This window comes from Microlunatus flavus, from assembly GCF_900110855.1.
GTDB classification, from domain to species: domain Bacteria; phylum Actinomycetota; class Actinomycetes; order Propionibacteriales; family Propionibacteriaceae; genus Microlunatus; species Microlunatus flavus.
In genome coordinates this window covers 57,423-73,779 of sequence record NZ_FOFA01000004.1, presented here as the reverse complement: position 1 = coordinate 73,779, position 16,357 = coordinate 57,423, and the positions used below count along the sequence as shown (strand labels likewise).

The 16,357-nt window shown below is 74.2% G+C and carries 15 protein-coding genes; all 15 read left to right on the top strand.

Annotation, left to right across the window (positions count from 1 at the left end):
* Positions 1 to 216 precede the first annotated feature (216 nt).
* The 15 genes from BMY04_RS11125 (at position 217) to BMY04_RS11055 (ending at position 16,257) form a co-directional block, all read left to right on the top strand.
* Positions 217 to 1,071, top strand: coding sequence for an SDR family NAD(P)-dependent oxidoreductase (locus tag BMY04_RS11125; protein WP_170854087.1), 855 nt, complete (start codon positions 217 to 219; stop codon positions 1,069 to 1,071).
* Positions 1,068 to 2,180 (top strand): ABC transporter ATP-binding protein, encoded by a 1,113-nt coding sequence (locus BMY04_RS11120; RefSeq protein WP_198410089.1) that lies wholly within the window; start codon positions 1,068 to 1,070, stop codon positions 2,178 to 2,180. Before BMY04_RS11125 ends, BMY04_RS11120 begins: the two co-directional genes overlap by 4 nt.
* Positions 2,177 to 3,790 carry an ABC transporter substrate-binding protein gene (locus BMY04_RS11115; RefSeq protein WP_091179881.1) on the top strand — a complete coding sequence of 538 codons (1,614 nt, stop codon included), beginning with the start codon at positions 2,177 to 2,179 and terminating at the stop codon, positions 3,788 to 3,790. The genes BMY04_RS11120 and BMY04_RS11115 overlap by 4 nt, the downstream gene beginning before the upstream one ends.
* A 161-nt stretch (positions 3,791 to 3,951) precedes the next feature.
* Positions 3,952 to 4,902: an ABC transporter permease gene (locus tag BMY04_RS11110; RefSeq protein ID WP_091179879.1), complete on the top strand. Its 951-nt coding sequence runs from the start codon at positions 3,952 to 3,954 to the stop codon at positions 4,900 to 4,902.
* Positions 4,899 to 5,789 carry an ABC transporter permease gene (locus BMY04_RS11105; RefSeq protein WP_091179877.1) on the top strand — a complete coding sequence of 297 codons (891 nt, stop codon included), beginning with the start codon at positions 4,899 to 4,901 and terminating at the stop codon, positions 5,787 to 5,789. Before BMY04_RS11110 ends, BMY04_RS11105 begins: the two co-directional genes overlap by 4 nt.
* Complete coding sequence (locus tag BMY04_RS11100; RefSeq protein WP_170854086.1) at positions 5,786 to 6,976, top strand: ABC transporter ATP-binding protein; 1,191 nt, start codon at positions 5,786 to 5,788, stop codon at positions 6,974 to 6,976. The genes BMY04_RS11105 and BMY04_RS11100 overlap by 4 nt, the downstream gene beginning before the upstream one ends.
* Positions 6,973 to 8,142: a Gfo/Idh/MocA family protein gene (locus tag BMY04_RS11095; RefSeq protein WP_091179873.1), complete on the top strand. Its 1,170-nt coding sequence runs from the start codon at positions 6,973 to 6,975 to the stop codon at positions 8,140 to 8,142. The genes BMY04_RS11100 and BMY04_RS11095 overlap by 4 nt, the downstream gene beginning before the upstream one ends.
* Positions 8,139 to 9,623: a TldD/PmbA family protein gene (locus tag BMY04_RS11090; protein ID WP_091179871.1), complete on the top strand. Its 1,485-nt coding sequence runs from the start codon at positions 8,139 to 8,141 to the stop codon at positions 9,621 to 9,623. Before BMY04_RS11095 ends, BMY04_RS11090 begins: the two co-directional genes overlap by 4 nt.
* Positions 9,620 to 11,065, top strand: a complete 1,446-nt coding sequence (locus tag BMY04_RS11085; RefSeq protein ID WP_091179869.1) for a TldD/PmbA family protein — start codon at positions 9,620 to 9,622, stop codon at positions 11,063 to 11,065. Before BMY04_RS11090 ends, BMY04_RS11085 begins: the two co-directional genes overlap by 4 nt.
* Entirely contained in the window at positions 11,062 to 11,952 is an 891-nt protein-coding gene (locus BMY04_RS11080; RefSeq protein WP_198410088.1) for a DUF4438 family protein, read from the top strand. Before BMY04_RS11085 ends, BMY04_RS11080 begins: the two co-directional genes overlap by 4 nt.
* A complete protein-coding gene (locus tag BMY04_RS11075; RefSeq protein WP_091179866.1) occupies positions 11,949 to 12,818 on the top strand; it encodes a DUF4438 family protein in 870 nt (289 codons plus the stop codon). Before BMY04_RS11080 ends, BMY04_RS11075 begins: the two co-directional genes overlap by 4 nt.
* Complete coding sequence (locus BMY04_RS11070) at positions 12,815 to 13,540, top strand: GntR family transcriptional regulator (protein WP_091179864.1); 726 nt, start codon at positions 12,815 to 12,817, stop codon at positions 13,538 to 13,540. Before BMY04_RS11075 ends, BMY04_RS11070 begins: the two co-directional genes overlap by 4 nt.
* Positions 13,537 to 14,550 (top strand): Gfo/Idh/MocA family protein, encoded by a 1,014-nt coding sequence (locus BMY04_RS11065; protein WP_091179862.1) that lies wholly within the window; start codon positions 13,537 to 13,539, stop codon positions 14,548 to 14,550. Before BMY04_RS11070 ends, BMY04_RS11065 begins: the two co-directional genes overlap by 4 nt.
* Positions 14,547 to 15,380 (top strand): LLM class flavin-dependent oxidoreductase, encoded by an 834-nt coding sequence (locus tag BMY04_RS11060; RefSeq protein ID WP_091179860.1) that lies wholly within the window; start codon positions 14,547 to 14,549, stop codon positions 15,378 to 15,380. Before BMY04_RS11065 ends, BMY04_RS11060 begins: the two co-directional genes overlap by 4 nt.
* 112 nt (positions 15,381 to 15,492) lie before the next feature.
* The gene (locus BMY04_RS11055; protein WP_091179857.1) at positions 15,493 to 16,257 is read left to right on the top strand and encodes a class I SAM-dependent methyltransferase; all 765 of its coding nucleotides are present in this window, start codon (positions 15,493 to 15,495) and stop codon (positions 16,255 to 16,257) included.
* Positions 16,258 to 16,357 lie beyond the last annotated feature (100 nt).

Here is a 16,357-nt window from a genome sequence, read left to right as displayed (position 1 = left end):
CGTAGACCCTCCGGCGCGCTCCCGTCCAGAGCGGCGCACGGTGCGGAAGCCGTGGCTGCGCACCGACTCCTGACCGTTACACGGCTGTTCCTCAGAACTTCTTGACAACGACCCTCGACGTACAACATCGTCGATTGTCGACAACCGACGACGAGAACGACGTCGGCGAACGACGACGTCGCACCGCGACGGTGCCGCATCGACCGAGGGGGAGCAGTGGCCGCAGGAGCGCTCGAGGGGTCGGTGGCCCTGGTCACCGGCGGGGCCAACGGGCTCGGCCGCGCGATCGTCGCCGCCCTCGCCGACAGCGGCGCCAAGGTCGGCGTGCTCGACCTCGCGCCGTGCCCGCTCGACCGGCCCGACGTGCTCTCGGTCGTCGGGGACGTGGCCGCCGACGGCGCCGTGGACGGTGCGCTCGCCGCGCTCGAGGAGCGCTGGGGCCCGGCCTCGATCCTCGTCAACGACGCGGCGGACTACCCGACCGCCGGCCTGCTGGAGATGGAGCCGGCCGCCTGGCGCCACGTGTTCGACGTGAACGTCACCGGCCTGTTCCTGGCCTGCCGGGCCTTCGTCCAGCGCTACGTCGACGCCGGCCTGACGTCGGGGCGCATCGTCAGCATCTCCACCGGCTCCGCGCGGAGCCCCCGGCCGCGCGGAGCGGCGTACGCGTCGTCGAAGGCGGCCGTGGAGACGATCTCCGCGACGCTCGCGATGGAGCTCGGCCCCCTCGGCATCACCAGCAACGTCGTGGCCCCCGGCTACATCGACGTCCGCGGCGCCAGCGAGGCCAACCCCGACCGCGCCAGCGACGAGCTGCGCGCCTCGCTCACCGCGTCCATCCCCACCGGGCGCGCGGGCCTGCCGGCCGACATCGCCAACGCCGTGCGCTTCCTCTGCCTGCCCGAGAGCGACCACGTGAACGCGGCCGTCCTCGCCGTCGACGGCGGTTCGGGCGCCGGACGGTTCCGGATGCCGGGCGAGCTCACGACCAGCGGTCCCTCCGCGCCCCCCACCACCGGGTCCTCCGCGCTGCCCCACAGCGCGGGGGACCCGGTCGGGGCCGGCGCATGACCGCCCTCGCCACGGAGCTGGCGGCGACCATGCGGACGCCGCTGCTCGAGACGCGCGGGCTGAGCAAGCACTACGCGCTGCAGCGCAGCACGCGGGCGTGGCTCCGGCGGGAGCCGGGCGAGGTGCTGCGCGCGGTGGACGACGTGAGCCTCGCGGTGCTGCCCGGGCGCACGCTCGGCGTCGTCGGCGAGACGGGCTCGGGCAAGAGCACGCTCGGCCGGCTGGTGCTGCGCCTGGAGCGTCCCAGCGCGGGCCAGGTCCTGCTCGACGGGCAGGACGTCGCCTCCGGCGGCGGCGCCATGAGCCACCGGCTGCGGCGCGACGTGCAGGTCGTGCTGCAGGACCCGTACACGTCCCTCAACCCGCACGAGACCGTCGGCGGCGCCCTCGCCGAGGTCCTCAAGGTCACCGGGTCGGTCCCGGCCGCCGGGCGCCCGGCGCGCGTGGCCGAGCTGCTCGACCAGGTCGGCTTCCCCTCCGGCTGGGCGGGCCGCAAGCCCGGCCAGCTCTCCGGCGGCGGGCGCCAGCGCGTGAGCATCGCCCGGGCGCTGGCCGTGGGTCCGCGGCTGCTCGTGGCCGACGAGCCGGTGTCCGCCCTCGACGTCTCGGTGCAGGCCCAGGTCCTCAACCTCTTCCAGCGCCTGCAGTCCGAGCTCGGCCTGGCCTACCTCTTCATCACCCACGACCTCGCCGTGCTGGAGCGGATCGCCGACGACGTGGCCGTGCTCTACCTCGGCAAGGTGGTCGAGCAGGGTCCGGCCGAGGCGCTCTTCGCGAGCCCGGCCCACCCGTACACGCAGGCCCTGCTCGCCGCCGCCCCCAAGCTCGGCCGGCGCCGCTCGACCACCAGCGCCGTCGCCGGCGAGCTGCCGAACCCGATCACGCCGCCGTCGGGCTGCACGTTCCACCCGCGCTGCCCGGCCGCCATGGCGGTCTGCCGCGAGGTCGTGCCGCTCACGACGACCACGGCCACGGGCCAGCGCGTCGCCTGCCACCTCTACCCGGGCTCCACCCCGGGCACCGAACCCCCGGTCCGACCCCCCAGCACCCCCGCCAGCGGCGCCGCCGCCGTCTCGCACCCCGCCCCGTCCCCTGGAGGAACCCGATGACGTCCGTGCCCCTCACCCACGCCCGCGGATCCCGGCTGCGCCGGCTCCGCCTCACCGGTCTCACCGGCCTGGCCGCCGCGGCGCTCGTGCTCGCCGCCTGCGGCGGAGGGGGCTCGTCGACGACGGCGCCCGAGGCCTCCGCACCCGCCGCCTCCAGCGAGGTCGACACGCTCAAGATCGCCAACGGCGTGGCCATCGACACCCTCGACCCCGCCGAGAACGCCGCCAACGAGAGCATCTGGCTCGACCAGAACATCTACGCCCGGCTGGTGCAGACCGACCCGGCCGGCACCAAGGTCGTCCCCGACCTGGCCTCGAGCTGGGACACCAGCACCGACGGCCTCACCTGGACCTTCCACCTCAACCCCGACGCGAAGTTCGCGGACGGCACCGCGGTGACCGCCTCCGACGCGGCCTGGTCGATCAACCGCGCCCGCGCGCTCGAGGGCGGCTGGGGCTTCCTGATCACCCCGGTCACCTCGGTGACCGCGAGCGACCCGCAGACGGTCGTGATCAAGCTCAAGACCAAGCACGCGCCGCTGCTCGCCGACCTCGCCATGTACGCCTTCGGGATCCTGCCGCAGAAGGCCGTCGAGGCCGACAAGGACTTCTTCAACAAGACCCCGTACGGCGCGGGCCCCTTCAAGGTCACCAAGCTCGACCCCGACAGCCAGCTGGTCCTGACCCGCAACGACAGCTACTGGGGCCCGAAGCCCAAGATCAGCACCGTCGAGGTCAGTGTCGTCACCAACGACAACACCCGCGTGCTGCAGCTGCAGGGCGGCCAGGTCGACGTGATCGAGAACCCGCCGGGCAACCTGCTCAAGCAGCTCTCGGCCAACCCCAAGCTCAAGGTCGACCTCTTCCCGTCGACCCGCGTGGACTTCATGCAGGTGCCGCTGAAGACGAAGCCCTTCGAGGACGTCCGGGTGCGCCAGGCGGTCAAGGCCGCCCTCGACCTGGACGCGATGAACACGCTGGCCTACCAGGGCAACGCGACGCCGGCCAACACCTTCTTCCCCTACAAGATGCTCTACTGGGCCGAGTCGATCCAGGCCCCGAAGCCCGACCTCGACAAGGCCAAGCAGCTGCTCTCCGAGGCCGGCTACCCCAACGGGTTCAAGACCGACCTCATCACGGTCAGCGGCGACGCCGCGGGCCAGGCGCAGGCCGTCGTGATCAAGGACGACCTGGCCAAGGTCGGGATCGAGGTGACGATCCAGTCCTACGAGCAGTCGACGGCGTACACGAACGAGCGCTCGGGCACCAACGGCCTCGGTCTGCGCTACTGGACCAACGACATCATCGACCCCGACGAGGTCGCGACCTTCGGCGCGGACATCAAGGGCGGGGCGAACTCGTTCAGCTCCTACTGGGGCGACGACGCGACGACCAAGGCGATCAACGAGGCCCGCTCGGAGACCGACGAGAACAAGCGCGCCGAGCTCTACACCCAGGTGCAGCAGACGGTCGCCGACCAGGCGCCCTTCATCCCGCTGGCCTACCCGCCCTTCCGCTACGCCTCCGGCGCGTGGGTGAACGGCTTCCAGGTCTCCCCGCTCGGCAACTACAACGACTCGCTGCTCAGCCTCACCGTCGGGACGCACTGAATGCCCGCCGTCCGGGGTGCGGTGCCTGGATCCGTCGCTCAGGTGGATGCATCGCAAGGCCGACGAGGGAGCGCTACTGGACGTACCGCGACTGAGGAGAACGCAGCGAGGCGCCGCCTGAGGGGCGGAGGCAGGTGCCGCATCCCGGACGGGGGGCATTGATGAGGAACCTCGGCCTGAGCTGGACCCGGTTGGCGAACCTGGTCCCGGTGCTGTTCGGCATCACGCTGGTGAGCTTCGTGCTCATCCGCCTGGTGCCGGGCGACCCGGCCACCCAGATCCTCGGCAACCGCTACACGCCGGAGGCGGCCGAGCAGATCAGGAGCTCGCTGGGCCTGAACGACTCGATCCTCACCCAGTACGGGATCTTCCTGCGCTCGGTGTTCTCGGGCTCGTTCGGGGAGTCGTACCAGTACCACCGCCCGGTCGGGGAGATCCTCCTCGACCGGGTGGGGCCCTCGCTGCTCCTGGTCGCGGTGACCGCCGTGCTCTGCACCCTCATCAGCCTCCCGCTCGGGGTGCTGGCGGCGGTGCGGCGCGGCGGGGCGCTCGACCAGGGCACGCGGGTGTTCTTCACCCTCGGCTACGCGCTGCCGGCCTTCCTGATCGGCATCGTGCTGATCCTGGTCTTCGGGCTCAAGCTGGGCTGGTTCCCGATCGGCGGGTACGGCACCGGACTCGGCGGGCACCTCTACCACCTCGTGCTGCCGGCGGTGACCCTGGCGATCCCGTTCTCGACGGTGCTCGTCCGGTCGCTGCGGGCCAGCACGATCACGGTGCTCGAGTCGGACTTCGTCACCATCGCGCGCCTCAAGGGCATCTCGGCGTGGTCGGTCCTGGCGCGGCACGTGCTCCGCAACGCCATCGCCCCTGTCGCCGTCGTCTTCGGCGTCAACCTCGCCTTCCTCGTCGGAGGGACCGTCGTGATCGAGAACGTCTTCTCCATCCCCGGGATGGGCAGCCTGCTCGTCGGGGCGGTCGCCACGCGCGACTACCCGGTCGTGCAGGCCGTCTCCCTCGTCCTCGCGGTCTTCGTGCTGGCCGTCAACGTCCTCACCGACGTCGTCCACCGGCTCCTCGACCCCCGGCTCGCCGTGGCGGTGACCCGGTGACGACCCTCGTCGACCCCGCCCAGCTGGGCGACGTCCGCGGCCTCAGCCGCGCGCGCTGGCTGCGGCTGCCGCTGCCGAAGGTGCTGCGCGGTCGCTTCTCGCTCGTCGCCGGCATCGTGCTGCTGCTGGCCATCGCGGTGCTGTGCATCGGCGCCCCGCTGTTCACCTCGGCGTCGCCGCTCGACATCGACCCGCTGAACCCGCTCGCCCCGCCGTCGCCCGAGCACCCGCTGGGGACCGACGCGTTCGGTCGCGACCTCTGGGCCCGCGTCCTGTACGGCGGCCGCTACGACCTGGCCATCGCCTTCGGCGCCACGATCGTGACGCTCGTCGTGGGGACCGCGCTCGGCATGCTCGCCGCGTACCTCGGCGGCTGGGTCGAGTCGGTCGTCATGCGCGTCGTCGACCTGTTCTTCGCGTTCCCCTTCATCGTGCTGGTGATCGCGATCGTCGCCTCGCTCGGCCCGAGCCTGCGCAACATGTTCATCGCGCTGTGGGTGGCGAGCTGGGTCGGCTACGCCCGGATCGCGCACGGCCAGACCCTGGCCGCGCGGCGCTACGGCTACGTCGTCGCCGCGAACGTGCTCGGCTACTCCACGCCGCGGGTGCTGCTGCGCCACGTGCTGCCCTCGGTCGCGCCGCTGGTGATCGTCTTCGCGATGGTCGACGCCGTCGGCAACGTGCTGCTGGGCGCCTCGCTCGGCTTCCTCGGCATCGGTGTGCGCCAGCCGACCCCGGAGTGGGGCTCGATGATCTCCGAGGGGCAGGCCTACATCCTGTCCAACTGGCAGCTGTCGCTCGTGCCGGGCATCGCCCTGGTCGTCCTCGGGGTGGCGTTCAGCCTCCTCGGCGACGGGCTGGCCGACGTCCTGAGGGCCGAGCAGTGAGCGCCGCGACGCCGGCGCTCGGCCAGCCCGGCAGCCGGCCCGACAGCACCGAGCAGGTCGGAACGCCGGCCGCGGAGGAGGTCGTGCCCGCCCCGGCCGACCGCCGCGAGCCCGGCGACGTGCTGCTCGAGGTCCGCGACCTGCGGGTCAGCATCCCGACGGCGGCCGGCCCGGTGCACGCCGCGGACGGCGTCACGCTGACGCTGCGCCAGGGCGAGGTGCTCGGCGTGGTCGGGGAGACCGGCTCGGGCAAGAGCGTCACCTGCCGCGCGCTGCTGGGCCTGCGCCCGACGCCGCGGACCGAGGTCAGCGGAACCGTCGCGTACCCGGGCCTCGGGGTCGACGACATCACCGGCCTGCCGCCGCGGCGGCTGCGCCGGCTCTGGGGCCGGCACGTGGCGATGATCCCGCAGAACCCGATGACCTCCCTCGACCCGGTCCGCCGGATCGGGGACCAGGTCGCCGAGGCGCTGGGCGACACCGTGCACGGCGCGGCCGCCCGCCGGGAGCGGGTGATCGAGCTGCTGCGCCAGGTCGGTCTGCCCGCCCCGGAACGTCGCCTCGACGCCTTCCCGCACCAGTTCAGCGGCGGGATGCTGCAGCGCACGCTCATCGCCATCGCCATCGCGCAGAACCCGGCGATGCTCGTCGCCGACGAGCCGACGACGGCGCTGGACGTGCTGATCCAGGACCAGATCCTCGGGCTGCTGCTGTCGCTGCAGCGCGACCTGGGGACCAGCCTGGTGCTGGTCAGCCACGACCTGTCCGTGGTGTCCCAGGTGTGCGACCGGGTCGCCGTCATGTACGCGGGCCAGGTCGTCGAGCTCGCCGACACCGCCACCCTCCTGAGCAGCCCGCGCCACCCGTACACGCGGGCCCTCATCGGCGCGCTGCCCGGGGCCGTCGCCCGCGACGAGCCGCTGCGCGTCATCCCGGGCGCGCCGCCGCCGCTCGTCGGTCTCGGCCCGACCTGCCGCTTCGCCGCCCGCTGCGAGCTGCACGAGGCGGCCTGCGACGAGTGGCCCACCGAGCTGCTCCCCGTCGGCGCGCCAGCCGGTTCCCCGTCCCCGTTCCGGCCAGCCCTCCGCCTCGTCTCCCACCAGAGCCGCTGCCGTCGCGCCCCCGACCTCGCGACCGCCGACGCAGCACCCCCGACCACCCCGAAGGACCAAGGAGAACAACGATGACTCTTGCTTCCGACCAGACCACGTCCGGCAGGACCCTCAACGTCGGCGTCGTCGGCACCGGCCGCTGGGCGACCCGCTCGCACATCCCCGGCTGGCAGCGCGACCCCCGCTGCCGCGTCGTCGGGCTCGCCGACGTCGACCGCGACCTCGTCAAGGCCGCGGGCGACCAGTTCGGCGTCGACCGCGTGACCGACGACTACCGCGAGCTGGTGGAGGACCCCGACATCGACGTCATCGACGTCGTGACGGGCGACGCGATGCACTTCGAGGTGACCATGGCCGCCCTCGAGGCGGGCAAGCACGTGCTCTGCGAGAAGCCGGTCAACCACGACTACCACGAGGTCGTCCGCGCCGCGGACCTCGCCGCGAGCAAGGGCCTCAAGACCAAGCTCGGCTTCACGTTCCGCTACGCGCCCGCCACCATGTACGCCGCCGAGCTGATCAAGCAGGGGTTCGTCGGCGACGTCTACATGATCAACGCCTACGAGCAGAACAGCCAGTGGCTCGACCCGATGAACCCGCTGCGCCAGCAGAACGACCCGAGCGACCCCGACCGCATCCAGGTCGCCTCGATCGAGGGCTACGGCGCCCCGGTGATCGACATCATGCACTGGTGGATGGGGGCGCCCCTGACCTCCGTCGTCGGCACCATGCGCAACTTCGTGCCGCGCCGGATGGTCCGCGACACGGGCCGCATGGAGCGCATGAACATCGACGACGGCGACATGTTCATCGCCGAGTTCGAGGGCGGCGGCCTGGCGTCGGTGCAGTCCTCCTTCGTCACCGTCGGCAACTTCCCCGGCATCGAGGTGCGCATCTACGGCTCCGAGGGCGCGATCATCGTCCGCCTCGTGGAGGAGAACGGCATCTGCCAGACGATCAAGACCGCGACCAAGGACGAGGTCGAGTTCGTCGAGCGGGAGATCCCGGAGCGCTTCTTCCCGGTCGGCGGCACCTCGCTCGAGGCGTGGCCGTTCCTCTTCTACTCCAACCTGGTCTCCGACTTCGCCACCGAGATCCTGTCCGGCGGCCCGGAGAACCAGGGCGACTTCCGCCAGGGCGCGCTCGTGCAGCACACGATCAACGCCTTCGAGGCCTCGCACCGGCAGCGTGCGTGGGTCGACTTCCCGCTGGCCGGGACGCAGTCGCAGACCCCGGCCGCGTGAGCGCCCACACCTGGGGCTCCCTCGACGACGGCTCGGCCCGTGCCCTGCTGGAGGAGGCGCTCGCGGCGGCGACCGGCGAGGGCGTGACCTTCGCCGACGTCCGCCTCGTCGAGGCCGAGGAGGAGCGGCTCTACACCGACCTGCGCGGCAAGCTCGACGAGCGCCGCGAGCACAACGCCGGCCTCGGCGTCCGGGTGCTGCGCGACGGGGTCTGGGGCTTCGCCTCGGCGCCGCTCGACGGTCCCGGCGGCGCAGGCGCGGTCGCCCGGCGTGCGGTCGCCGTCGCGGGCGCGTCCGCCGGGACCGCCCCGGTCGTGCTCGCCCCGCGCGAGCCGACCAGCGGCACCTGGGCCGTGCCGGTCGACGTCGACCCCTTCGCGGTCTCCGCGGGCGAGCGGCACGACCTGCTGCAGCGCGTCGTGAAGGCCGCCTCGGCGCCCGACCTGGTGCGCTCGGTCACCGCCGGGCTCAACGCCAAGCGGCAGCACAAGCACTACGCCGACTCGGAGGGTTCACGGCAGTCGCAGCACCTGGTGGAGAGCGGCGCCATGCTGCTGGCCGTCGCGGCCGACGAGCGCGGCGCCCAGCGGCGCAGCTTCCCGAACTCGTTCCACGGCAACACCGCCGCCGCGGGCTGGGAGTACGTCCTCGGCCTCGGGCTCGAGGACGAGGCCACCCGCGTGGGGGAGGAGGCGGTCGCGCTGCTCGGCGCGCCGCAGGCCCCCGGCGGCACGGCCGACGTCGTCATCGGCCCAGCCCAGCTCGCCCTGCAGATCCACGAGTCCGTCGGGCACGCGCTCGAGCTCGACCGGATCCTCGGCGACGAGACCAACTACGCCGGGCGTTCGTGGGTGCAGCCCGAGGACATCGGGACGCTGCGCTACGGCTCGCCCGCGATGACCATCGCGGCCGACCCGACCGTGCCCGGCACCCGCGGCAGCTTCGCCTTCGACGACGAGGGCACGCCGGCCTCGCGCCACCTGCTCATCCAGGACGGCATCCTGCGCGACGTGCTGTCCAGCCGCGACGCTGTGGCACGACACGGCGGCGAGGCTGCCGGGTCGTGGCCCGGCGCGGCCCGGTCCGACGGCTGGGCCTGGCTCCCGGTCTGCTTCGCCACGAACGTCTACCTCGAGCCGGGCGAGGGCTCGCTCGACGAGCTCCTCGACCGGATGGGCGACGGCTACTACGCCGACGACAACCGGACCTGGTCGATCGACGACCGGCGGATGGCGTTCCAGTTCGGCACCGAGGCGGCCTGGGAGGTCAAGGGAGGCAAGCGCGGCCGGCTGCTGCGCGGCTTCTCGTACGGCGGCCTGACCCCGCAGTTCTGGGGCTCGCTGGAGGCGGTCGCCGGGCCGGAGGAGTTCAAGGCGTACGGCATGCCCTGCGGCAAGGGCGAGCCCAAGCAGTGGGGGTTCCTGGGGCACGGCGCCTCGCCGTCGCTGTTCCGCGGCCTCTCGACGGGAGTGGCCCGATGACGACCAGCACGTTCCTCGACCTCGCCGAACCCGCCGTCGGCGCCGACCGCGCCGTGGCCGCGTGCGCCGAGGCGGTCCGTGCGGCCCGGGCGGCCGGCGCCGACGAGGCCGAGGCCTTCCTCTCCGGACGGGCCGGCGGCTACACCCGCTTCGCCGTCGACCGCGTGCATCAGCCGCAGGACGTGCACGAGCGCCAGCTGATGGTCCGCGCCGTCGTCGATGGCCGCTCGGCCCGGGTGGCGACCACCGACCTGGCCGGAGCGGCCGACGCCGGTCGCCGGGCGACCGGACGAGCCGCGGCGCTCGCCCGGGCCGCGGGACCGCTGCCCGTGCTGCCGGCGCCGGCGTCCGGGCACGACGTCGGCGTCCTCGCTCCCGGCACGCTGTGGGACCCGGCCACCGCGGCCTGGGGCACCCCGGAGCGCGTCGACGCGGTGCGCGGGCTCATGCGCGCCGCCGGAGCCGCGGGAGGCGAGGCCTTCGGCATGCTCGGTCGCGCGGTCACCGAGCTCGCCGTCGTCGACCACGACGGCGTCGAGCGCTACGCCGCCGCGACCGAGGCCTTCGGAACCTTCACGGTCCGCATCGACGACGGCACCTCGCACTGGGTCGACCTCGACCGGCGCCTCGCCGTCCTCGACCTCGATGCCGTGGTCGCCCGCACCGTGGAGGAGGCCGGTCGTGCTCGCGGCCGGGTCGACCTGGCCGACGGGACGTACGACGTCGTCCTGGGCCCGCTCGCCACCGGCGAGCTGCTCGAGGGGTTCCACGCGTACGGGTTCACCGGCGACGCGGTCGCCGACGGGGTGGGTGCGGTCGCGCGGCGCCGCGGCGAGCGCGTCGCGCCCGAGACGGTCGACGTGGCCGACGACCCGCGGGCCGTGCGGGGGCTCCCGTTCCCCTTCGACCCCGAGGGCACCGACTCCGTGCGCGTCCCGCTGCTCGACCACGGCGTCGTCGCCGACGCCGTCACCGACCGGGCCAGCGCGGCGCGCGCCGGGCTGCCGGCGACCGGGCACGCGCACATCGCCCGCGAGGAGACGCCGCACCCCGCGCCCGCCAGCCTGACGATGGCGCCCGGCAGCGCGTCCGTCGACGAGCTCGTCGGCGGCGTCGAGCGCGGCGTCTACGTCCAGCGACTGTGGTACCTCCGGGTGGTCGACCCGGCCGCCACGACCCTGACCGGCGGCAGCCGCGACGCCTGCTTCCTCATCGAGGACGGGCGCCTGACCACCCCGGTGCGGCCGGCGCGCTTCACCGAGTCCGTGTTCGGCGTGCTGTCGCGCGTCGACGCGCTCGGCGCCGACGTGCTGGCCCAGCCGCTGGCCAACGTGTGGAACGGTGCGGTCTCCGCTCCCGCCCTCCGGGTCCGGGGCTTCCGCTTCGGCTCGGCGGGCAGCGCCGCTGCGACATCCCAGTCCCCCGAGGAGGAGACCGCGTGAAGGTCGAGAGCAACGCCGACCGGCTGGTGACCCAGCTGCTGGCCGGCGAGGTGTGGCCGGCGACCGCCGACCGGCACGCCTACCGGGTCGACGCGGACGGCTCGCCGTTCCTGCTGCCCGGCATGGGCGGCGTGACCCTCGCCGGCCACCTCGGCGAGCCGGCGACGGGCTGGGCCAGCGACCACCTCGAGCCGGGCCTGTCGGTGCGGCACGCGGACCCGGCCGCGAACTTCGCCCTGCAGTACCTCACCTGCGTCGGCAACGAGGTCACCCTCGTCTCCGGTGCGTCGGCGGGCGGGCGCGGCGTCGCGATCGGCCAGCACGCGTACGTCCTCGTCGACGCCGCCGACGCCGTGCTCGAGGGCGCGACGGTGGGCGACCAGGTCACGGTCCGCGCCCGCGGCCAGGGCCTCGTGCTCACCGACCACCCGCAGGTCCGGGTCAAGAACCTCGACCCCGCCGTCCTCGCGGCCCTGCCCGGCGGCACCACGGCCGACGGACGCCTCGAGGTGCACGTGGCCGTCGACGTCCCCGCCGACGCCGCCGGTGCCGGCGGCGGGATGTCGTCGGAGTACGCGAACACCGACCTCATGGGTGCGTACGCCGGCCTCGACGCCTCCCTCTCGCTCGGCCTGGAGGGGCTGCGCATCGGCGACCTCGTCGTCCTGCGCGACACCGACCACAGCTGGGGGCGCGGGTTCCGCCCGGGGTGGATCACCGTCGGCACGATCTCGACCGGGCAGTGCGCGCTATTCGGCCACGGGCCCGGTCCGACCTCGCTCTTCAGTGGTCCGGCCGAGGCCTTCCACGTCGTGCTCGACCGCGACGCCAACCTGGGTGCGTACGTCGCCGACGCCGCGCCCGCTGCGAAGGGGGTGGCGGCGTGAGGAGCGTCGCGGTCAAGCTCGCCGGGGTCGCCGAGGCGCCCGCGATGGGCAGCACGCCGTACCGGATCGACGTCGACGGCCACCCGTACGTGCCGGTCGGTGACGGCGGCATCGTCCTCGGCGTCGCGCTCGGCGACCTCGTCACCTCTGCCGTCGGCGACCACGTCGCCCCCGGCGTCAGCGTCGGCCACCCCGACCAGCCGGCCCGGCACGCCCTGACCGCGTACGGGTGCGTCGGCAACCCGGTCGTCGTCCGTTCCGGTGCGGCGGCGGGGGCCGAGGGACGGGTGTTCGGCAAGCGGGGCGAGGACGGCCGGCTGCTGGTCTGGCTCCCCGACGAGGCGCTCGAGCGGCTCCGGCCCGGCGACGGGTTCAGCGTCCGCGCGCACGGCCAGGGCGCCACGCTCGACGGCCTGCCCGACGGGGTCGCCCTGCTGAACCTCGACCCGTGGCTCGCGCCGGCGCTCGGCATCCGACTCGGTGCCGACGGCGTCGAGGTCGGCGTGCGCGGGGTCGTCCCCAGCCGCCTCGCCGGCAACGGCATCGGCCGGCCGGCCCAGCAGTGGGACGTCGACCTCGCCTTCCCGGCCGGCGACCCGCTGCTCGCCGTGCTGCGGCTGGGCGACCTGCTCGCCGTCGCCGACCTCGACGTGCGGCACAACATGGGCTACCGCCGCGGGCACGTCACGGTCGGCCTCGTGGTGCACGGCGACAGCCCGATGCCGGGCCACGGTCCCGGCCTGGTCCCGCTGCTCTGCGGGCCGGCCGCCCTGCTGCGGGCCGTCCCGGACGCTCAGACGCACGAGGGACTCACGGTGAACGCCCTTGTGGGAGCACTCGGCAGCACCTCGGGCAGGGCAGGATGACGTCCGACACGCTGGTCCAGGCGGCCGGCAGGCAGGGGGTGCGCGCGGTGCTCGAGCACGAGTCGCTGCCGGAGGCGGTGCGCAACGCGTTGCGCCGCCAGATCCTCAACAACGAGCTGCCCGCGGGCGCCCGGCTGGTCGAGGCGACGATCGCCTCCGACCTCGGGGTCAGCCGCGCGACGGTGCGCGAGGCGATGCGGGGCCTCTCCTCCGAGGGCCTGATTGAGATCTCGCCGCGGCGGCACAGCGTCGTCACCCGGATGAGCGAGGAGGACGCCGACGACGTCTGCTTCGCCCGCTACGTGCTCGAGGCCGGCATCGCCAAGGCGCTGACCCGCGAGGAGAAGGTCGGGCTCGACGAGGCGCTGGCCGCCGCGCTCGACCGGATGGACGAGGCCGCGCGGCAGGGCGACATGCAGGGCGTCGTGGAGGCCGACGTGCACTTCCACGGGCTCATCGTCAACGCCTCCGGACGGCGGCGGGCCGTCGAGCTCTGGTCCACCGTCAACGGCCAGATCGGTGCCCTCATGCGCGCCTCGATCGACCGCCAGCACCTCGCCCTCACCGCGGCGCGCGCCCGGCACGAACCGGTCCGCGACGCCCTGCGCACCGGCACCTCCCGACAGATCGAGAAGGCCATCTACGCCCACTACGTCACCGACCGCAACACCGTCCCCGGGCACCTCCTCGCCGCGGCCGTTCCGGACGTGGGGCAGGCGTGAGCGCCCGCGAACCGGTGCGCTGGGGCGTCCTCGGCACCGCGAACATCGCCCGCGCCCAGCTGCTGCCCGCCCTCGCCGAGTCCGGCGACGTGGCCGTGGTGGTCGGCGGGCGTGACCGCGACCGTACGCAGGCGTGGGCCCGCGAGCACGGCGTCACGCGGGCCGTCGACGGCTACCAGGCCGTCCTGGAGGACCCCGAGGTCGAGGCCGTCTACGTGCCGCTGCCCAACCCGCTGCACGCGGAGTGGGCCGCGGCCGCGCTCGAGGCCGGCAAGGCCGTGCTGTGCGAGAAGCCGCTGACCACCAACCCGGTCGCCACCCGCGCGCTGCTCGACGTGGCCCGGACCAGCGGCGGCCTGCTGTGGGAGTCGTTCGTCTTCCCGTTCCAGGCGCAGCACCGGCGCGTGGTCGAGCTGATCGGCTCCGGCGCCATCGGGGAGCTGCGCGAGATCGTCGCGTCGTTCCACTTCCCCGTCACGAGGCCCGAGAACATCCGGCTCTCCGCGCCCATGTTCGGCGGCGCGCTCGCCGACGTCGGCTGCTACCCGATGCGGCTCGCGCACGAGCTGTTCGGCCAGCCGCTCGCGGAGGCCCAGGTCGCCGCCGAGCTCGGCGTCGAGGTCGAGGTCGAGGCGGCCGGCGTCCTCACGTACGCGGACGGGCGCCGGCTGCTGCTCACGTGCGGGTTCCGTCGCCAGCCGGAGACCACGACGCTGCTGCTCGGCACCGAGGGCACCATCCGCGTCGACAACCCCTGGCACCCGACGCCGGGGGCGCAGGTGGAGATCCGCTCGTCCTCCTCGTCGGAGCCCGTGGTCGAGAGCCCGACCGTCGACGCGCACTCCTTCACCGCGGCGCTGCGGCACGTCGCCGCCGTCCTGCGCGAGGGCGCGATCCCGGAGCACCTGGCGGCGACGTCGGCGCTGCCGGTCGCGCAGGCGCTCCGCCTGGCGCGCGAGGCGGCCGGACTCCCGTCGGACCCCTCCGTCGCGGCGGGGGGAGCGCGATGACGAGGCGTGGGCTCTTCCTGCCGGCGTTCGACCCGCTGGCCGACCCGCGGGTGTTCGCCGACGTGGTCCGGCAGGCCGAGGAGGCGGGCTGGGACGGCGTGTTCGTCTGGGACCACCTGCTCTACGCCGACCCCGTCACCGAGATCGCCGACCCCTGGATCTGCCTCGCAGCGGCGGCCATGGTCACCTCGACCATCGAGCTCGGGATCATGGTGACCCCGCTGTCCCGCCGCCGCCCGCACGTGGTGGCCAAGCAGGCCGCGACGCTGGACCGGCTGTCGGGCGGCCGCCTCGTCCTCGGCTTCGGCCTCGGCGACGACGGCGGCGCCCGGGACGGTGGTGGGGGAGAGCTGTCGGCGTTCGGCGAGGTCGTCGACCCCAAGACCCGCGCGGCGCTGCTCGACGAGGGCCTCGAGGTCCTCACCGCCCTGCTGTCCGGCGAGCGCGTCGACCACGACGGCCCGCACCACCGGGCCGCCGGAGTCACGTTCCTCCCGCCGGCCACCCGTCCCGGAGGCATCCCGCTCTGGATCGGCGGCCGGTGGCCCAACAAGCCGCCGCAGCGCCGGGCCGCACGGTTCGACGGCTACTTCGTCATCGGCCTCGGCGGACCCGAGGACGTCGCCGAGGCCCGGACGGCGATCGACGCGGCGCGAGCGGCGGCCGGGCGTCCTGACGAGCCGGTCGAGCTCGTCGTGCAGGTCGCCGGGGACACCGACCCCGAGGCGTGGGGCGACGCCGGCGCGAGCTGGGTCCTGACGCAGGTCGGGCCGTACCGGATGGACCTCGACGAGGTCCGCGCGGTCGTGGCGGCCGGCCCGCGCCCCTGACCGCCGGTCGGGGGCGAGGCGGCCGACCGCTGACGACGGAAGGCGGAAGGCTGAAGGCGCCTTCGCGAGGAAATCCCTCGCCCGACGCCCGCGACGCCGACAGACTGTCGCCGTGCCCAGCTTCGACGACCTCGTGGCCGAGGCGTCGGCGGTGGCCGTCGAGGGCTGGGACTTCTCCTGGCTGGACGGCCGCGCCAGCGAGGAGCGCCCGCCGTGGGCGTACGCCCGCACCGTCGCCCGGCGGCTCGAAGGCGCGACCGCGTCGCTCGACCTGCAGACGGGCGGCGGGGAGGTGCTGGCCGAGGCGGGGACCTACCCGCCGCTCGCGGTGGCGACGGAGGGGTGGCTGCCCAACCTGGCGGTGGCCGCCGACCGTCTCCGCCCGCGAGGCGTCACCGTGCTCGGCCACGACGGTGCGACACCGCTGCCGTTCGTCGACGGCGTCTTCGACCTGGTGACGAGCCGGCACCCGGTGAGCACCGACTGGCCCGAGATCGCCCGGGTCCTGGCGCCGGGAGGGACCTACCTCTCCCAGCAGGTGGGCCCGGCGAGCATGGTCGAGCTGAGCGAGGCGTTCCTCGGGCCCCTGCCCGACGCGCACCGGTGGCGGCGGCCCGAGGACGCCCGCGCGGCCGCGGAACGGTGCGGGCTCGAGGTCGTGGACCTGCGGTCGGTGAGGCTGCGGGCCGAGTTCGCCGACGTCGGGGCGATCGTCTACGTCCTGCGCACGTGCGTCTGGTGGGTGCCGGACTTCAGCGTCGAGCGGTACCGGCCGACCTTGCGCCGGCTCCACGACCGGATGGTGAGCGACGGACCCTTCGTCGCGCACTCCAGCCGCTTCCTCGTCGAGGCCCGCCGACCGGATCGCCAGCCATGACCGGTGCACCGGCGACGGGTGCGGCCGGGTGGACGTGAGCGCAACAGAGGGCCTTCGCTAAGCGCTTACGGCCGTAGGTGATTAGCGAGCCAGTAGGATG

Coding starts and splice junctions, on each gene's coding strand:
- BMY04_RS11110 (WP_091179879.1), top strand. CDS start 3,952: ATGAGGAACCTCGGCCTGAGCTGGACCCGGTTGGCGAACCTGGTCCCG.
- BMY04_RS11060 (WP_091179860.1), top strand. CDS start 14,547: ATGACGAGGCGTGGGCTCTTCCTGCCGGCGTTCGACCCGCTGGCCGAC.
- BMY04_RS11120 (WP_198410089.1), top strand. CDS start 1,068: ATGACCGCCCTCGCCACGGAGCTGGCGGCGACCATGCGGACGCCGCTG.
- BMY04_RS11115 (WP_091179881.1), top strand. CDS start 2,177: ATGACGTCCGTGCCCCTCACCCACGCCCGCGGATCCCGGCTGCGCCGG.
- BMY04_RS11085 (WP_091179869.1), top strand. CDS start 9,620: ATGACGACCAGCACGTTCCTCGACCTCGCCGAACCCGCCGTCGGCGCC.
- BMY04_RS11095 (WP_091179873.1), top strand. CDS start 6,973: ATGACTCTTGCTTCCGACCAGACCACGTCCGGCAGGACCCTCAACGTC.
- BMY04_RS11070 (WP_091179864.1), top strand. CDS start 12,815: ATGACGTCCGACACGCTGGTCCAGGCGGCCGGCAGGCAGGGGGTGCGC.